Raw genomic sequence first — 17,563 nt, 5'->3', positions numbered from 1 at the left:
CCCGATGTGGAATATCCGGCAGAAATGAAAGTTCGAAGCGTCAGGCAGGACGGATCGATCAAGTGGAACGGCAAGTTGGTATTTATCAGCGAGGCGCTGTCCGGGGAAAGGATAGGGCTCAAAGAAGCTGAAGATGATGCTTGGGATTTGTACCTGTGTGATTATCCCTTGGGGAGGCTTGGACGAGGTATGACCCGCGTCCAGGCCTCAAATGTGTAAACGATGTCCCCGGTTTCAGATGTAAACGATGTCTACGGTTCTACAGCGGCAGGCAGCATCGATTTGACTTTGTCGCGCAATTGATCGATGGAGAACGGCTTGGCGATCACCTGCATGCCGGCGGGCACATCGATGTTCTCGGCATAGCCGCTGGCAAACAGGATCGGCAGGCTGGGGCGCAACGCTCGCACCTTGGCTGCCAATTGCTTGCCGTCCATGTCCGGCAGGCCGACGTCGGTCATCATCAGGTCGATGTGCTGCGCGGCATTTTCGACAATTTTCAAGGCTTCTTCAGCGTCTGCAGCTTCAAGCACCAGGAACTCCAACTCTTCGAGCACATCAACGATCAACATGCGCACGATGGCATCGTCTTCGACGACAAGGAGGGTGGAGGGGGCTGCGGACATAATGAGGGTTCCCGAAAAAATGGAGGTGCAGGTCTTTAGCGGTTGAAAGACCATTCTCTAATGAGTCGCGTCAATCTCGGCAAGTTCCGTTGGCGCGGGCATTGTGACGGGAATGGAGGAAAATGTCGCGTTAACCACGAGGGGCCGCGAGCTGTCAGTGGCACCCTCCTGCGCGCCGTTCAACGCCTTGCTTTTTCAGGAGCCCCAGCCCTGCCGGGGGCCGGGGCAATCCCATGCATCAAGACGGCAAGGGCGTGGACACCATCATTGAAACCGCAAAACTGTCGATCTTGTCTGTGACGATGTCATTGGGCTGGAACGCGCTCACGTGGAATTCCTTTTTGCCCGCCGGCGAAACCTTAGGTTTCAAGGTGCTGCTGATACTGCCGCTGTTGAGGATTTTTTCGACGCCTTCGCGCATGGACTCTACGTTGTCAAACCTGACCATCCCGCTATTGGGTTCGAAGAAAAACCACTCTTTTTGGCCATCCTTGACTCTGATGCCTGCCAGCATGGCGTGATCTTCCGTGCTGATCCTCAGGTATTTTGACGTCGTGGACTTGCTCAGATCGTCAATGATGGACTGAGGATTGAACAGTGAAGGGGTGGCGTTTATATGGAAGGTGTCTTTTGTGTTTACGGCGTAATGCAGTGTTTTTAAATCCTGATTGAATTTGTCATGCAGCGAAGAGGGAGATTTAGTCGTGGAGGCCTTGCGAAGGTTGTCGAGGAATGTTGTTTCGTCTCCTCGGTGCAAGGCGAGCGCCATAGCATTCGATAGCCCTGCGCAATCTCCGTTGGAGGTCAAATCAACACGGCCGAGGTAGTCCGTCTGGGCAAAGCGATTGATGGAGACGCCGGGAAGATTCTCGACGTCGCGGGTAAGCAACGCAGTGAAATACTCGCCCTCTTCAATTCTTTTGGCCTTCAACTCCCTGGCCAGAATCCCCATTTCTTCAGGGGTCCTACCAGGTTTTGCCGCCAATGCCATCAACGCCTCGAAACTGCGCTGTCCAGCGTAATCCGGCAGATCATCCAATGCGCCGTTTCGATAACCCAGGTTGAATTTTGGAAGTGTGTTGGAGGTTCTCGCGCCGGCGATATTCGTTCCGACACTCGCCAGGCATTTATCTGCGACTCTACCGAACAGATTGCCGCGCAGGGGGGAGAAATCCTCGATTGGCGGGCCATAGGGCAGGTTCCGGACAGGGTCATAACTGAACCACTGATCGTTTTTCAACACGGCAAAGCCTTCGACACTTTGCTCTCCGACCTTATAAGACCCTATCAGCGTCGGGCCATGTTCCTTGTTTGCGGCCTTCAACAGGTCATAGCTTCCGGACGCGCCACGCACCTTGTTGATCAGTAACTGCCCGGAATCGCCGAGAAATCGTGCGCCGCGCGTGGCCAGCTTGGCGGCTCCCGTCGCCGCGCTCCTCACTCCGTTCAACGGGTTGAGCGAGCTGATAAGGCTACTGCCGATGACGCGACCCGCCTGCAGTGCCTTCATGGCAGCGGACGCCGAGGATGAAGCCACCTTGGCGACCTTTGCGCCCGCACCGTAGCCCGCGGTCAGCAGCCCCAGCGCATCCAGGCCAAGGTCCATGAGCCCGGCTTCATAGTCACCGTCGCGGAAGTTGACAATGGCCGATCTCAAGGGAATCAAGTTGAGAGAAAACTGCCTCAGTCGCTCATCATTTTCTTTCTGCTGATCGAGTGTGGTGCTTCCATTGGCTTGCTGCCATTGGCTTTCGATATCAAGGTGCTCAAAAAAAGCGCCTGCCAGGTCGTGTGTTCGGGCAGAGGTGAAACTCGATGGGGGACGAGAAGGGTCCTCCGGCGGCTGTTCTTGCCCGAGCCGGTCCTGGTGCCCAGGGGTGAACTTTTCGACTTTGGTCAATATATTCGCGTCGCGCCATTCACCCCGCGTAATGGCTGCCTCACTCTGTCGCTTGACGATGCGTTTGTTCCGGACATCGATCTCATAAACATTGACCTCGGTTTTTCCGTCAACCTGCCTTTCGGTTCTTACCAGAAATTCGTTGAGCTTGGATTGGAAAGCGGCCGGGTTTATGAAACCCCTGCCAATCTTGTATTGGTTGTATTGAAATAATTCGATTTTACCGAACTCCAGGTTTTTCCGATCTTCCAGTGGCAGCTCGGAAATCATGTGTTTTACCTGGGTCTGAATGCCATCTTTGAGTGATTCGATTGCCGATTCGTATTGCCCCAGGAATGTCCCATTGACGTTGAGCCTGGGTTGCTGGTTGATCGCGTGGATAGGAAGGCCAGGGTCGTCGGTTCTCCAGTTGACGTTAATGCCCATCATGGCCATGTCCAGCATCGAGTGCTTGCCAGGCAGTTGCCTGGCCTCGTCATCGGAAACGGTTGAGAGACTTTTTGACTCAAAGTCGATGCCCTCGCCAAAGTGCTCCTTGAGCTTTTCCAGGGCGATGGCTTTTCTGCTTGGAGTCTCGGCCATCAATGATTGGGAGGCCTTGACTCTGGCGCTTAACTGCTCATTGAACGCGGTCCGGATGCTGTCCACTTCCTGAGGGGTGTAGGAGGCATCGTCCTTCTTTGCGACCAGTCCGTTGGACACGCCCCAATCCAGCAACAAGGGCGTGATGATGTGCTCCGCTGGATCATTCAGGGCTTGTGCGGCACTCATGACCTGGCCGTAGCTCATCCGGGATGCCGTCCCCGGGGCACTCGCCTCGACCTTGGCCACCGCCAGGCAGAAACTCACCCAGGCCTGGCTGCCGTTGACCAGCGAGCCGGGAATATCCCTGACCAGGAACTGGGGCGCTGTACGTGACAGCAACAGGTGAGTGGCCAGCTTGGCCGTGGCTGGCGTAGCCCGGCCTTTAGCCACCAGATGATCACTGAGCCCCTGGACGATGGCTGACGGTGGCAGGCCCCAATAGTTTTGATGGCCCAAGTCAAAGCCAGCGATTGAATTTCTCACAGGCAACACGACGGACTCACGATCGAGACCGATGTGAAGGGCGGCCAACAGGTAGTCGCTGATACTGGTGGGCGTGGCGATTCCATTCAGCCCGCCCTGGATTGTCTGCCCTATGGTCTGGGCCATGGGGGACTTGAGCAGGGTGTCCAGCGCCCTCGCGGGGTCTTGCAGTTCGACATCCGACAGCGCGCTGGCCTTGATAAGCGCACCCAGCGCCCCTTTGGCCAGCTCTGCCCGAGCTAAGGAGGGCTCTGCCTGGATATTGCGGCGCAGGATGCCGGACTCGACGATGACCCGTATCTTGCGGCGTTGTTCCTGGGTCAGGGGAAGGGGCCAGGATAAGCCTCCGCCGAGATCACCCAGCGGCGGTTCCAAGGCGCGGGCGTTCGCGGCATCTGCCAGGTGAAGCAGGTCGGCTCGGGTTTCAGGGATAGGTAAATCATGGTGCTTGATAAAGCTTTCCAGGTTGACAGTGGAGTCGCTGCCCGGAGCGCCGGACGCGTGAAAGGCCGAGTGTGGATCAATGACTGTTTGAGTGGTTTTCAAATGTGACAACACGGCGGCTGGAGCCGCGTCCTCTCCCAGGCTCTTCGTCGCCTCGGTGAGCTGGTGCGCGAGGTTTTTCCAGTTCTGTGCGTTTGCCTGTGCGCGTGCTTGGGGTGAAAGAGGCTGCGATTCATCCGCGGAGCGTCGCGCAGATGTGGCGACGGGGTCGCTGTGGGTGGACAGGGTGTTACCAGGGGTGGCCTGCGACTGAGCAGGCGTCGATGCAATGGAGTGATCTATAACCGAAGGGCGTGGTTGGAAGCTCAATGAGGATGCCATCTTCATTACCTGTGGTTGTTGGTCCTCCCTGGACCTGCTTCAGACCTCCGTTGAGTGTCGGGAGCGCACCAAGGTGTTCCTCCGGCATTGGTTCCATAAATGTCGGGCGTCGGCGGTGGCAAGTTGGGCGTGTTCATGGGTTTAAACCTTAATCCGCGTCAGAAACGTAGCCCTCTACCGACACTTTGGGGCAAACTCCCGGTTTTTCCCTATTTGGCCAAGGCATGCCCATGACTCCCGCGTCGTCCGTCGATGAAAAGAGCTTTCGTACACTGCTCAGCCGAAACGTGGCATTGCCCCTGGGTGTGGGCGTGCTCAGCGCGGTGTTTTTCGTCTGTCTGATCACCTATTTGCTCTCGGTGATCCAGTGGGTGGAACACACGGACCGGGTCATCAACAACCTCAATGAGTCGTCCAAGCTGACCGTCGATCTTGAAACCGGCATGCGTGGTTTCCTGATCACCGGGGACGAGCACTTCCTCGACCCGTACGAAGTGGCCAAGCCGCGCATCATTGCCGACCTGCGTAACCTGCAGGAGCTGGTGGCGGACAACCCGCAACAGGTGGACCGTCTGAAACGCCTGGAAGCCCTGCAAGCCGAATGGAACAAATACGCCCAGTCGATGATCGACCTGCAGCGCCAAAGTGGTGACTATCGCAACGCCGTGAAGTCCGGCCGCGGCAAGCGCCTGACCGACGAAATCCGCAAGGAATACGAAGACGCGGTGGCGATGGAGCAGCAGTTCCGGATCACTCGCAATGAACAGGTCACGCGCACCACGGTGATCAGCGTCACCCTCTATCTGTTGTTCGTTCTCGGCCTGAGCGGGATCCTGGCGTATATCGGTAGAAAAAATTTACTTTCCCTGTCAGATAGTTACAGCGCAAACCTCGCGTCACAACAGAAGATTGCGCAGCGTCTGGAGCGGCAGGCCTGGCTGCGTAACGGCCAGACCGAACTGGCCGAACAAGTGCTCGGTCAACTCACCCTCAACATGCTCGGACGCAATATCCTGCAGTTCTTTGCCCAGTACATGGGCTCAGCGGTGGCGGCGCTGTATGTACGCGAAGAGCACGGCGGCCTCAAGCGTGTGGCCACCTATGGCTTCTCCCGCGAGCAGGAACAGCTGGAGCAGTCGATCTACAGCGATGAGGGCATCGTTGGGCAGGCCGCCCAGCTCGATCGCCTGATTCGCCTGGACGACGTGCCGGTGGACTACTTCAAGGTCAGCTCCGGCCTGGGCGAAGGCTCGACCCGCAGCGTGCTGGTGGTTCCGACCAGCGATGACGACCGCGTCAACGGTGTGATCGAACTGGGCTTTTTGCGCCCGCTGGAGGAGCGCGACGTCGAACTGCTGGAGCTGATCGCCGGCAATATCGGCACCTCCATCGAGGCCGCCCGTTATCGCCAACGCCTGCAGGAAGTGCTGGCCGAAACCCAGCAGCTCAACGAAGAACTGCAGGTACAGCAGGAAGAACTCAAGACCGCCAACGAAGAACTCGAAGAACAGTCGCGCATTCTCAAGGAGTCCCAGGCTCACCTGGAAACCCAGCAGGCCGAGCTGGAGCAGACCAACGAGCAACTGGCCGAACAGACCCAGACCCTGGCCGAGCAGCGCGACGCCATGGACCGCAAGAACGTCGAACTCAACCAGGCCCAGCTGGAGCTGGAAGATCGCGCCGATGAATTGCAGCGCTCCAGCAAGTACAAGTCCGAGTTCCTCGCCAATATGTCCCACGAACTGCGCACGCCGCTGAACAGTTCGTTGATCCTGGCCAAGTTGCTGGCGGAAAACCCCCAGGAAAACCTCAGCGCCGAACAGGTCAAGTTTGCCGAGTCGATCTATTCGGCGGGCAATGACCTGCTCAACCTGATCAACGACATCCTGGATATTTCCAAGGTGGAAGCCGGCAAGCTGGAAGTGCGCCCGGAAAACTCAAGCGTCACGCGCCTGGTCGATGGCCTGCGCGGGATGTTCGAACCGTTGGCCGCCGACCGTAAGCTGGGCTTCCAGGTGCAGGTGCAGGCCGATGCACCGATCATGCTGTTCACCGACCGCCAGCGCCTGGAGCAGATCCTCAAGAACCTGCTCTCCAACGCGATCAAGTTCACCGAGCAAGGCGAGGTCAGCCTGTCGGTGTCCCGCGCGCCGGGGGAAGGCATCGCCTTTACCGTGCGCGATTCGGGCATCGGGATTGCCCCGGACCAGCAGGAAAGCATCTTCGAGGCGTTCCGCCAGGCCGATGGCACCACCAACCGCCGTTACGGCGGCACGGGCCTGGGCCTGTCGATTTCCCGCGACCTGGCCGCGTTGCTTGGCGGCTATATCAGCGTGACCAGCGAACCCGGCAAAGGCAGTACCTTTACCCTGGTGCTGCCGGAGCAGTATGTCGAACGCGAGGAAGATGCCGCGCCGATCGAGCAACCGCGCCAGGTGGTGACAGCGCCCGCACCCACGCCCATCGCAATTTCGCCGCTGCCGGTGGCCGACACCAGGCAGATCCCGCGCTTCGCCGATGACCGCGACAAGGCGCCGTTCACCACCCGCTGCATCCTGGTGGTGGAGGACGAACCGAACTTCGCCCGCATCCTGTTCGACCTGGCCCATGAGCTGGGTTACCAGTGCCTGGTGGCCCACGGCGCGGACGAGGGCTACAGCCTGGCCGAGGAGTACATTCCCGATGCAATCCTGCTGGACATGCGCCTGCCGGACCATTCCGGGCTCACCGTGCTGCAACGCCTCAAGGAGCACGCCAACACGCGCCATATCCCGGTGCACGTGATTTCCGTGGAAGACCGTGTCGAAGCCGCCATGCACATGGGCGCCATCGGCTATGCGGTAAAACCGACGACGCGCGAAGAGCTCAAGGACGTGTTTGCGCGCCTTGAGGCCAAGCTGACCCAGAAGGTCAAGCGCGTACTGCTGGTGGAGGACGATGACCTGCAGCGCGACAGCATTGCCCGCCTGATCGGCGACGATGACATCGAAATCACCGATGTCGGCTACGCCCAGGCCGCCCTGGAGCTGCTGCGCACCAACGTCTATGACTGCATGATCATCGACCTCAAGCTGCCGGACATGCTGGGCAACGAGTTGCTCAAGCGCATGGCCACCGAAGATATCTGCTCGTTCCCGCCGGTGATCGTCTACACCGGGCGCAACCTGACCCGCGATGAAGAGGCCGAACTGCGCAAGTATTCGCGCTCGATCATCATCAAGGGCGCCCGTTCGCCAGAGCGCCTGCTCGACGAAGTCACACTCTTTCTGCACAAAGTCGAATCCCAGCTGTCCCATGACCGCCAGAAGATGCTCAAGACCGCCCGCAGCCGCGACAAGGTATTCGAGGGGCGCAAGATTCTGTTGGTGGACGACGATGTGCGTAACATCTTCGCCCTGACCAGCGCCCTGGAGCATAAAGGTGCCGTGGTGGTGATCGGGCGTAACGGCCGCGAAGCCATCGAGAGACTCAATGAAGTCGACGATATCGACCTGGTGCTGATGGACGTGATGATGCCGGAGATGGACGGCTACGAGGCCACCGCCTTGATCCGCCAGGACCCGCGCTGGAAGAAACTGCCGATCATCGCGGTGACGGCCAAGGCCATGAAAGACGACCAGGAGCGCTGCCTCGCGGCGGGTTCCAACGATTACCTGGCCAAGCCGATCGACCTGGATCGCCTGTTCTCGCTGATTCGCGTGTGGCTACCGAAGATGGAACGCATTTAAGTGGAGCAACGTTTTTTGGAGAAGAGCAGCGATATTGAGCTGCGCCTGTTGATCGAGGCGATTTACCTCAAGTACAGCTACGACTTTCGCGACTACTCCGGCGCGTCGGTCAAACGCCGCGTGGCCCATGCCTTGCGCCAGTTCGACTGCGCTACGATTTCTGCGCTGCAGGAGCGGGTGTTGCATGACCCGGCAGCGTTCATGCAGTTGCTGCAGTTCCTGACGATCCCGGTGAGCGAGATGTTTCGCGACCCGTCGCACTTCCTGGCCATTCGCCAGGAAGTGGTGCCGCTGCTCAAGACTTACCCGTCGATCAAGGTCTGGATTGCCGGCTGCAGCACAGGCGAGGAGGTGTACTCCATGGCCATCCTGCTGCGTGAGGAAGGGCTGCTGGAACGCACGATCATCTATGCCACCGACATCAACCCCGCGTCCCTGGATAAAGCCAAGCAAGGCATCTTCTCCCTGGAGAACGTGCGGGCCTACACCGCCAATTATCAGCAGGCCGGGGGGCAGCGATCATTTGCCGACTACTACACGGCGGCTTACGATTACGCGATCTTCGACAAATCGTTGCGTGAGAATGTGACCTTCGCCGACCACAGCCTGGCGACCGACAGTGTATTCTCAGAAACTCAATTAATTTCATGTCGTAACGTTCTGATCTACTTCAATAAAAAATTGCAGGATCGAGCGTTTGGATTGTTTCACGAGTCGCTGTGCCATCGCGGCTTCCTGGTCCTGGGCAGTAAGGAAACCCTGGACTTTTCCGCCTACAGCAAGCAATTCGAACCCTTGGTCAAGCAGGAACGGATCTACCGCAAATCATGAACGACGTTGCCGCCAACCCGATTCGCGGGATTGAAGCCATCGTCGTCGGCGCCTCCGCCGGCGGCGTCGAGGCGTTGCTGAGTATTTTCAGCGAACTGCCCGACACCTTCGGCCTGCCGATCATTGCCGTATTGCACCTGCCGGATGAGCGCCGCAGCCAACTGGCGGAAGTCTTTGCGCGACGCCTGCCGATTCCGGTAAGGGAAGGGCAGGACAAGGAAGCGATCCAGGCGGGCACGTTGTATTTCGCCGGGCCCGGTTATCACCTTTCGGTCGAGCATGACCGCAGCCTGTCCCTCAGCCAGGAAGAGCGGGTACACCATTCCCGGCCGGCGATCGACTACCTGTTTGCCTCCGCCGCCGATGCCTATGGCAAGGGCCTGCTGGCGATTTTGTTGACGGGGGCCAATCAGGACGGCGCCCACGGGCTGGCCCATGTCAAGCACTCGGGCGGTACCACGGTGGTCCAGGACCCCAGCGAAGCACGGATTGCCGTGATGCCGCGGGCGGCCCTGGCCCTGCACACCCCTGACCATATTCTGACCCTGAGCCACATTGCCGCATTGCTGGCTTCCCTGGAATCCTCCCCATGTTAAGTACTGTCCAGGCCAAACTGCTGATCGTCGATGATCTGCCGGAAAACCTGCTGGCCCTCGAAGCGTTGATCAAGCGCGAGGACCGTCAGGTCTTCAAGGCTTTGAGCGCCGATGAAGCCTTGTCCCTGTTGCTGGAACACGAGTTCGCCATGGCGATTCTCGATGTGCAGATGCCCGGCATGAACGGGTTCGAGCTGGCCGAACTGATGCGCGGCACCGAGAAAACCAAGAACATCCCGATTGTGTTCGTCAGCGCCGCCGGCCGTGAACTCAACTATGCGTTCAAGGGCTATGAAAGTGGCGCCGTGGACTTCCTGCACAAGCCGCTGGATATCCACGCGGTCAAGAGCAAGGTCAATGTGTTTGTCGACCTGTACCGCCAGAGCAAGGCGATGAAGCAGCAAGTCGAAGCCCTGGAACGCAGCCGCCGCGAGCAGGAGCTGTTGCTCACGCGCCTGCAGGCCACCCAGGCCGAGCTGGAGCAGGCAGTGCGCATGCGCGACGACTTCATGTCGATCGTCGCCCACGAGGTGCGTACGCCCCTTAACGGCCTGATCCTCGAAACCCAGCTGCGCAAGATGCACCTGGCCCGGGATAACGCCGCCGCGTTCACTCTGGACAAGATGCACGCCATGGTCGACCGCGATGAGCGCCAGATCCAGAGCCTGATCCGCCTGATCGAAGACATGCTCGACGTCTCGCGTATCCGCACCGGCAAGTTGTCGATACGCCCGGGGCGCTTCGACCTGGCGCAATTGGTGAGCAACCTGGTGGAGAATTTCGCACCGCAGGTAGCCGCCGCCGAATCGTCGATGCACCTGGCGGCCGAGGGGCCGGTGGTGGGCAATTGGGATGAGTTTCGTATCGAACAGGTGGTCACCAACCTGCTGACCAACGCCCTGCGCTACGGGGCCAAGAGCCCGGTGGAGGTGCGCGTGTATACCGAGCATGGCGAAGCCAGGGTAGAAGTGCGTGACCACGGGATCGGCATCAGCGAAGAGAACCAGAAGCGTATTTTCCAGCAGTTCGAACGGGTGTCAGCCAGCCAGGTTGCCGCGGGACTGGGCCTTGGGTTGTTTATTTCCGAACAGATCGTGGCCGCCCATGGCGGCACCATCGAGGTCGAGAGCCAGATAGGCCAGGGCGCCTTGTTCCGGGTGTGCCTGCCCCTTGAACCGTCGGCATGAAATCAATCGTCACCCCGACGCAACCTCTACGTGACCCCATGGTCGTAATTGCAGCAATTGACCGGACAAAGGCTTCCCATGAGTGAAGATGCACAAGATGTCGTACTGATCGTCGAGGACGACGAATCCATTATGTTTGTGCTGGGTGAGTACCTGGCCGGCCTGGGGTATCGGGTATTGAAGGCGATCAACGGGGAGCAGGCCTTTGAAATCCTCGCCACCAAGCCGCACCTGGACCTGATGGTCACCGACTACCGTTTGCCCGGTGGGATTTCCGGCGTGCAGATCGCTGAGCCGGCCATCAAGTTGCGCCCGGAATTGAAAGTGATCTTTATCAGCGGCTACCCCCAGGAAATTCTCGACTGCAACAGCCCGATCACGCGCAATGCGCCGATCCTGGCCAAGCCGTTTGACCTGGATACCTTGCAGGAGCATATACAGCGTTTGTTGGCCTGAAGGGCCAAGTGGTGAATCAGGCTCTTCCTGAGCCTGAATGACACTGCTTGGCTAATGGCCATTTACGCCCGAATCATCTCCCGCACCTTCGCCGTCAACAAATCAAAGGTAAACGGCTTGGTGATCAACTGCATCCCCGGATCCAGGAACCCACCACGCACCGCCGCATGCTCGGCATATCCGGTAATGAACAGCACCTTCAGGTCCGGACGAACCTGCCGGCCTATCTCTGCCAGTTGGCGTCCATTCATGCCGGGCAAGCCGACGTCGCTGATCATCAGGTCAATGCGCTGGCTGGATTCGATAATCGGCAGTGCGCCATCGGCATCGCCCGCTTCGACAAAGGCGTAGCCCAGCTCACTCAATACCTGGCTGACCAGCACGCGCACCGCCGGGTCGTCCTCGACGATCAGCACGGTTTCCCCCCTGTTGGCGATCGGCAACAGGGCAGGGTCCACGGTCACATCGGGGGTGATTTCGCCGACAAAACGTGGCAGGAACAGGCTCACCGTGGTGCCTTTGCCTACCTCGCTATGGAGGGTTACATGGCCCCGCGACTGGCGCGCGAAACCGTAGATCATCGACAAGCCCAGGCCGGTGCCCTGGCCAATGGGCTTGGTGGTAAAGAAGGGGTCGAATACCCGGCCCAACAGGCTTTCCGGAATGCCGCAGCCGGTGTCGCTGACACTCAGTTCCACGTAGTCGCCGGGCTTGAGCGTGCCGTAGGCGGCGGTGAAGACGCTGTCGAGGTGACGGTTGCAGGTTTCGACAACCAGGCGGCCCCCACTCGGCATGGCATCCCGGGCGTTGAGCGCCAGGTTGAGCAAGGCACTTTCCAGTTGATTGGGGTCGGCCTCGGCCGTCCACAACTGAGTGTCCAGGCGCATGTCCAAGGCGATGCTTTCGTTGAGGCTGCGTTGCAGCAGCTCGCCCATGGAGGTCACCAGTTGGTTGATCTGTACCGGCTTGGAGTCCAGCGACTGGCGCCGCGAGAACGCCAGCAGGCGGTGGGTGAGGCCGGCGGCGCGGTTGGCGGAGGTCACGCCGAGGTCGATCAGGCTGTCCAGATCATCCAGCTTGCCGCGGGACACACGCCTTCGCAGCAGCTCCAGGCTGCCGATAATGCCGGTGAGCATATTGTTGAAGTCGTGGGCGATACCGCCGGTCAACTGGCCGACGGCTTCCATCTTCTGGGATTGGCGCAAGGCTTCTTCGTTGCTGCGCAACTGCGCCGTGCGTTCTTCGACTTGCTGTTCCAGCGTCTCAAGGGTGCGCTGCAGGCGCAGTTCGCTCTCGCTCAGGTCGATCAACCTGTCCCGTGCCTCATATTGCCGACGCCGTCCACGCAGGGCGGCGCTCACCAGGCTGATCAACGTCACGGGGTGGAAGGGGCGCTCCAGGAACGTCACGTTGCCCAGCAGGCCGCTGAGGTGGGATGAACCGTTCTGCTCGCTACCGCCGTGATGGGTCATCAGCACGATGGGCAGGTCGGACCAGGCGGGCTGCTGGTGCAGGTATTCCAGCAGGGGCTCCAGGTCCGCGCCGCGCAGGGCTTCGGCTGCGATGATCAGCATGCCGGCGCCTTGCTCCACGGCCTCGCACAATACGGGCAGGCTGCTGGCAACCATGCCGGTGTAGCCGGCTTCCTTGAGCATCATCAGCGCCAACGAACCATCGCGGCCCATGGGCGCCAGGACGATTGCGCGTTCGGATACAGGTGAAATGGTGGTCACACGCCCTCATCCTTGAGCAAAGGCGAACCGGCGCCCATGTAGGTCGGGATACCGCGCAAAACCCCTTGGAAATTGTCCAGCGGTTCCCCGACGGTCATGCCGCGGCTGCTGATACGGTATTCACGGATAGTCGACTCGTGGGCGCCGGTGCGTTTCTTGATAATCGAGATGGCGCGGCGCACCTTGCCCAACGCCTCGAAATAACGCAGCAGAATCACGGTGTCGGCCAGGTAAGTGATGTCGACAGGGGCCTGCATGTCGCCGACCAGTCCATGTTGCGCAACGGTCATGAACGTCGCCGCGCCACGGCGGTTGAGGTACAGCAGCAGTTCATGCATATGCAGGATCAGCGCGTTTTCTTCCGGCATTGCCGCCTGGTAGCCATTGATACTGTCGATGACCACCGTCTTGATCCCGCGCTCGTCCACGCAACGGCGCACGCGGTGGGAAAACTCGCCGGGGGACAGCTCGGCCGCGTCCACCTGTTCGATCAGCAGGTTGCCGGTAGCCTGCAAGGCGGCGAGGTCGATGCCCATATTGTTCATGCGCTCGAACAGCAAACCCAGTTCTTCATCGAAGATAAACAGCGCGGCCTTTTCGCCACGGCCTACCGCCGCTGCGGCGAAAATCATCGAGATCAGCGACTTGCCGGTACCGGCCGGGCCGAGAATCAGGCTGCTGGAGCCGGTCTCTACGCCGCCGCCCATCAGGGCATCCAGCTCGCGAATGCCACTGCTCAAGGTCTGGCGTATGTAACCGCCACGATGCTCGGCCGCGACCAGGCGCGGAAAGACGTGGATGCCATCGTGCATGATGGTGAAGTCGTGAAACCCACCCCGATATTTCTGCCCGCGATATTTCACCACCCGCACGCGACGGCGTTCGGCGCCGTAGTTGGGGGTCAGTTCTTCCAGGCGAATCACCCCGTGGGCCACGCTGTGCACGGTTTTGTCGAGGGATTCGGTAGTCAGGTCGTCGAGCAGCAGCACGGTGGCGTCGTAGCGCACGAAGTAATGCTTGATCGCCAGGATCTGGCGGCGATAGCGCAGCGAGCTTTGCGCGAGCAGGCGGATTTCCGAGAGGCTGTCGATGACCACTCGGGTCGGCTTGACCCGTTCCACCACTTCGAAGATCTGCCGGGTTGCTTCGCCCAGCTCCAGGTCCGAAGAGTACAACAGGCTCTGCTGATGCTCGGCATCCAGCAGGCTCTCCGGCGGGGTCAGTTCGAAGATATGAATATTGTCGTCCAGGTCCCAACCGTGGGACTCGGCGCCCTGGCGCAACTCACGCTCGGTTTCGGACAGTGTGATGTAGAGCGTTCGCTCACCCGCTTTCGCCCCGGCCTGCAGGAAGTGCAGGGCGACCGTGGTTTTACCGGTGCCAGGTTCACCTTCCAGCAGGAACAGGTGGCTGCGCGATAGCCCTCCGGCAAGAATGTCGTCGAGACCTTCGATGCCGATGGCTGCTTTTTCGGTTAACAACGCTTTGGATGTAGACAAGAAGTGCCCTCAGGTCACATACGAGTAGAGGATGCGCATCCAGGTGGACGCGCCATGTTCTCTTGACCGTAGCGCTTTGTGGCGGTTCAAACTGATGCGCGATTATTGTGCCTACAGGCCTTGCTGCAGTGCCGGATCGTCAGGGTTTTGCTGTTCGAGCTGGGCGAGCAGCACCTGCACATTCTGCAATTGGCCGCTTTCTTTCCAATAGTTGACCAACAGCACCCGCGCCCTGCGATTGGCCGGGTGGCGCTGGACGATTTCCTCCAACTGGCGCTGGGCCGCTTCCAATTCCTGCTGGGCATGCAGGGTGGTAGCGAGGTCATAGCGGTAATCCTGATTGTCCGGCTCCAGCTCCACGGCCTTGGACAGGCCGAGCAACGCATAGGGGCGCTCGCCATGGTGCAGCAGCCACATACCCAGGGCATGTTGCAGGTAGGCCGACTCAGGGTGCGCCGCCAATTGCCGGGCCAGCAATTGGCGGGACTCATCGGTCTTGCCCTGTTTATCCAGCAACTCGATCTGCGCGACCACCGCTTGCAGGTTGTCCGGCTGCAAGCGCATGGCCTGTTCCAAGGCGTTTTGCGCTTCCGGCAGCAGGGCGCTGTGAATGTACAGGCGCGCCAGTTGAATCCAGCCTTCGGCCGTTTCCGGTTGGGCCTTGAGCTTTTTCACGAACTCGTCCAATACCTGCTGCAATGGCCCGAAGTACAGGCCCAAGGTGTCGGGCGACAGGCCGAGCAGGGCATTGGCGGCGGCAAAGCGTACGCTTTGTTCGGGATCATCGAGCACCGGGCCGAGCAGCAGGGTGCGCTGGCCGCTGGGCACCAGGCCGACAATGCTGTGGATGGCCGCTTCGCGCACCAACGCTGAGTCGCTGGTGAGGTCTTTGTCGGCGAGCTTCAAGGCCTGGGGGCTGGGGTAGTTGGGCAATTCGGCATGCAGCGCGGCGCGGCGTTCGGGTGACAGGTCCGGCCGGCCCAGTTGCTGATACAGCACGCGCGCGGCGCCCGGCTCGCCGTTATGCGCCTGTTTCAAGGCTTTTGAGTAACCGTGGGCAATGGCAGGAGGCACGGCCACCTGGGCGGTGCGGGAGAAATACCAGGTGATCAGCACAATCAACAACAGGGCGCACAGGCCGATGATGGAGTAACGGCGTGACTTTGACATGCAGGCGTCCGAAAAGCTGAAGAAGCAAAGCCGCAAGCTTCGGCCAGACCACGGCAGGTGTCAAACCCGCATCAGGTCAGCACGTATTCCACCGGTTCCAGGGCCGGCGGCAGGTCGGTTTCGCCGAGGGCGGCCAGCAGCTCACGCTCCAGGGTGCGCAGGATCGCATTGCAGGGCAGGTCGTTTTCGTCAAAGCCGAAAGGGTCTTCCAGGTCGTCGCCGATCTCATCGAGGCCGAAGAAGGTGTAGCTGACAATGGCGGTAAACACCGGCGTCAGCCAGCCGAGGGGTTCGGCCATGGCGAACGGCAAGAGGATGCAGAACAGGTAAATGGTGCGGTGCAGCAGCAAGGTGTAGGGGAAGGGCAGCGGCGTGCTTTTGATGCGCTCGCACGCGGCCTGTACCTGGCTGAGGCTGACCAGGCGGGTTTCCAACTGGGTGTAACGCCATTCGCTGAGGGCGCCTTGCTCGGCCAGGGCGGAAAATCCCGCGCCAATCTGTTGCAGCACCCGGTCAGGCAGGTTGGGATGACTCGCTTCCACACTGGCCCAGGGCTGGATCGCCCGGGCTTCGTCTTCGTGGCGCAAGCGCGCGACCAGCCCGTGGGCGAAGCCGCCCAGGCCCCGTAGCAGGCGCCCACGCTCCGTCGGGTCAGTGAGCACCTGGGTCTCGCGAATCAGCGAGCGCACCTCAATGATCATCTGCCCCAGTTGCTTGCGGCCTTCCCACCAGCGGTCATAGCAGGCGTTATTGCGAAAACTCATGAAGATCGACAGCGACAGCCCGAGCAACGTAAAGGGCGTGGCGTTGACCTTGGAGAAATAGGCCGGGTGCAGGGTTTCCACCAACACGATCACCGACGCCAGCAGCGTGACCAGCAGGCTGCGCAGGGCGATGCGCTTGGCAATCGAGCCCTTGAGGGAAAACAGGATGCCCAGCAGGTTCGGTTTGGGACGTACGATCATCGCGGGGAGGACTTCTTCGGTGGCGCAGGCCCTCAGGTTAGGAGCTTGCACTGCGCACGTCCAATCGCTTGGGCTGACCGGACGATCAGCGCGGTCGATGATTGGCCAAACCAGTCAGCCATGTTGAAGGCTTTGACCATTGCTGCCGTGGCGTTGCAGAGCGACTATTTCGACGATCTCGACCGTTCAAGGAAACAATAATGCAGATTGAGAACAAGGTTTTTCTGGTCAGCGGCGGCGCTTCCGGCCTCGGTGCGGCCACCGCAGATATGCTGGTCGCGGCCGGCGCCAAGGTCATGCTGGTGGATTTGAATGCCGACGCCGTGGCGGCCAAGGCCAGGCAGCTCGGCGACAACGCCCGCAGCGCAGTGGCGGATATCAGCCAGGAGGCCGCAGCCGAAGCCGCCGTGCAGGCAACGGTCGCGGCGTTTGGCGGATTGCATGGCTTGGTCAACTGCGCGGGGGTGGTGCGCGGTGAAAAGATCCTCGGCAAGACTGGCCCCCATGGGCTGGCCAGCTTTGCCCAGGTGATCAACGTCAACCTGATCGGCAGCTTTAACCTGCTGCGCCTGGCGGCGGCGGCGATCGCCGAAACGGAAGCGAACACCGACGGCGAGCGCGGGGTGATCATCAACACCGCTTCGGTGGCTGCGTTCGACGGGCAGATCGGGCAGGCCGCTTATGCGGCGTCCAAAGGCGCGATAGCCAGCCTGACCCTGCCCGCCGCACGGGAGCTGGCGCGCTTCGGCATTCGCGTGATGACCATCGCCCCGGGCATTTTCGAAACCCCGATGATGGCCGGCATGACCCCGGAAGTACGCGACTCCCTGGCCGCCGGCGTGCCGTTCCCGCCACGCCTGGGCAAGCCTGCCGAATACGCCGCGCTGGTGCGGCACATCATTGAAAACAGCATGCTCAACGGCGAGGTGATCCGTCTCGACGGCGCCTTGCGCATGGCGGCCAAGTAAGGAGGATGAGC

Annotated in this window: 12 protein-coding genes and 1 pseudogene; 7 read left to right on the top strand and 6 right to left on the bottom strand. The window is 60.3% G+C overall.

Annotation, left to right across the window (positions count from 1 at the left end; genetic code table 11):
- Positions 1–219, top strand: a pseudogene (locus tag B9N88_RS20695) (IS481 family transposase); the annotation flags it as partial.
- 32 nt (positions 220–251) lie between these two features.
- Here B9N88_RS20695 and B9N88_RS20690 read toward each other — a convergent pair.
- Positions 252–626: a response regulator gene (locus tag B9N88_RS20690; protein WP_027605881.1), complete on the bottom strand. Its 375-nt coding sequence runs from the start codon at positions 624–626 to the stop codon at positions 252–254.
- A 238-nt stretch (positions 627–864) separates the two neighbouring features.
- Positions 865–4,419 (bottom strand): hypothetical protein, encoded by a 3,555-nt coding sequence (locus tag B9N88_RS20685; protein ID WP_143491264.1) that lies wholly within the window; start codon positions 4,417–4,419, stop codon positions 865–867.
- A gap of 230 nt (positions 4,420–4,649) precedes the next feature.
- Between B9N88_RS20685 and B9N88_RS20680 the strand changes: the two genes are divergently transcribed.
- From B9N88_RS20680 to B9N88_RS20660, 5 genes are all read left to right on the top strand, one after another.
- The gene (locus B9N88_RS20680; RefSeq protein ID WP_027605880.1) at positions 4,650–8,147 is read left to right on the top strand and encodes a response regulator; all 3,498 of its coding nucleotides are present in this window, start codon (positions 4,650–4,652) and stop codon (positions 8,145–8,147) included.
- Positions 8,148–8,978 carry a CheR family methyltransferase gene (locus B9N88_RS20675; protein WP_169899613.1) on the top strand — a complete coding sequence of 277 codons (831 nt, stop codon included), beginning with the start codon at positions 8,148–8,150 and terminating at the stop codon, positions 8,976–8,978.
- Positions 8,975–9,574 carry a chemotaxis protein CheB gene (locus B9N88_RS20670; protein ID WP_027605878.1) on the top strand — a complete coding sequence of 200 codons (600 nt, stop codon included), beginning with the start codon at positions 8,975–8,977 and terminating at the stop codon, positions 9,572–9,574. Before B9N88_RS20675 ends, B9N88_RS20670 begins: the two co-directional genes overlap by 4 nt.
- Entirely contained in the window at positions 9,568–10,761 is a 1,194-nt protein-coding gene (locus tag B9N88_RS20665; protein ID WP_027605877.1) for a hybrid sensor histidine kinase/response regulator, read from the top strand. The genes B9N88_RS20670 and B9N88_RS20665 overlap by 7 nt, the downstream gene beginning before the upstream one ends.
- Positions 10,762–10,839: 78 nt before the next feature.
- The gene (locus B9N88_RS20660; protein ID WP_027605876.1) at positions 10,840–11,217 is read left to right on the top strand and encodes a response regulator; all 378 of its coding nucleotides are present in this window, start codon (positions 10,840–10,842) and stop codon (positions 11,215–11,217) included.
- A 62-nt stretch (positions 11,218–11,279) separates the two neighbouring features.
- Here the strand turns inward: B9N88_RS20660 and B9N88_RS20655 are convergent, their stop codons facing one another.
- The 4 genes from B9N88_RS20655 to B9N88_RS20640 all read right to left on the bottom strand — a co-directional run bounded on the left by B9N88_RS20655 (position 11,280) and on the right by B9N88_RS20640 (position 16,584).
- Positions 11,280–12,950, bottom strand: coding sequence for an ATP-binding protein (locus tag B9N88_RS20655; RefSeq protein WP_027605875.1), 1,671 nt, complete (start codon positions 12,948–12,950; stop codon positions 11,280–11,282).
- The gene (locus B9N88_RS20650) at positions 12,947–14,449 is read right to left on the bottom strand and encodes an ATPase domain-containing protein (protein ID WP_027605874.1); all 1,503 of its coding nucleotides are present in this window, start codon (positions 14,447–14,449) and stop codon (positions 12,947–12,949) included. The genes B9N88_RS20655 and B9N88_RS20650 overlap by 4 nt, the downstream gene beginning before the upstream one ends.
- A gap of 111 nt (positions 14,450–14,560) precedes the next feature.
- The gene (locus B9N88_RS20645) at positions 14,561–15,619 is read right to left on the bottom strand and encodes a tetratricopeptide repeat protein (RefSeq protein ID WP_027605873.1); all 1,059 of its coding nucleotides are present in this window, start codon (positions 15,617–15,619) and stop codon (positions 14,561–14,563) included.
- A gap of 71 nt (positions 15,620–15,690) precedes the next feature.
- Positions 15,691–16,584, bottom strand: a complete 894-nt coding sequence (locus B9N88_RS20640; RefSeq protein ID WP_027605872.1) for a bestrophin family protein — start codon at positions 16,582–16,584, stop codon at positions 15,691–15,693.
- A gap of 200 nt (positions 16,585–16,784) precedes the next feature.
- Between B9N88_RS20640 and B9N88_RS20635 the strand changes: the two genes are divergently transcribed.
- Positions 16,785–17,552, top strand: a complete 768-nt coding sequence (locus B9N88_RS20635) for an SDR family NAD(P)-dependent oxidoreductase (protein ID WP_027605871.1) — start codon at positions 16,785–16,787, stop codon at positions 17,550–17,552.
- The last annotated feature ends 11 nt before the right edge of the window (positions 17,553–17,563 follow it).

It is taken from the genome of Pseudomonas sp. LAMO17WK12:I1, assembly GCF_900177315.1.
GTDB classification, from domain to species: Bacteria; Pseudomonadota; Gammaproteobacteria; order Pseudomonadales; family Pseudomonadaceae; genus Aquipseudomonas; species Aquipseudomonas marginalis.
Note: the sequence above shows the minus strand (reverse complement) of the source record. Positions and strands in the feature narration are given on the sequence as shown.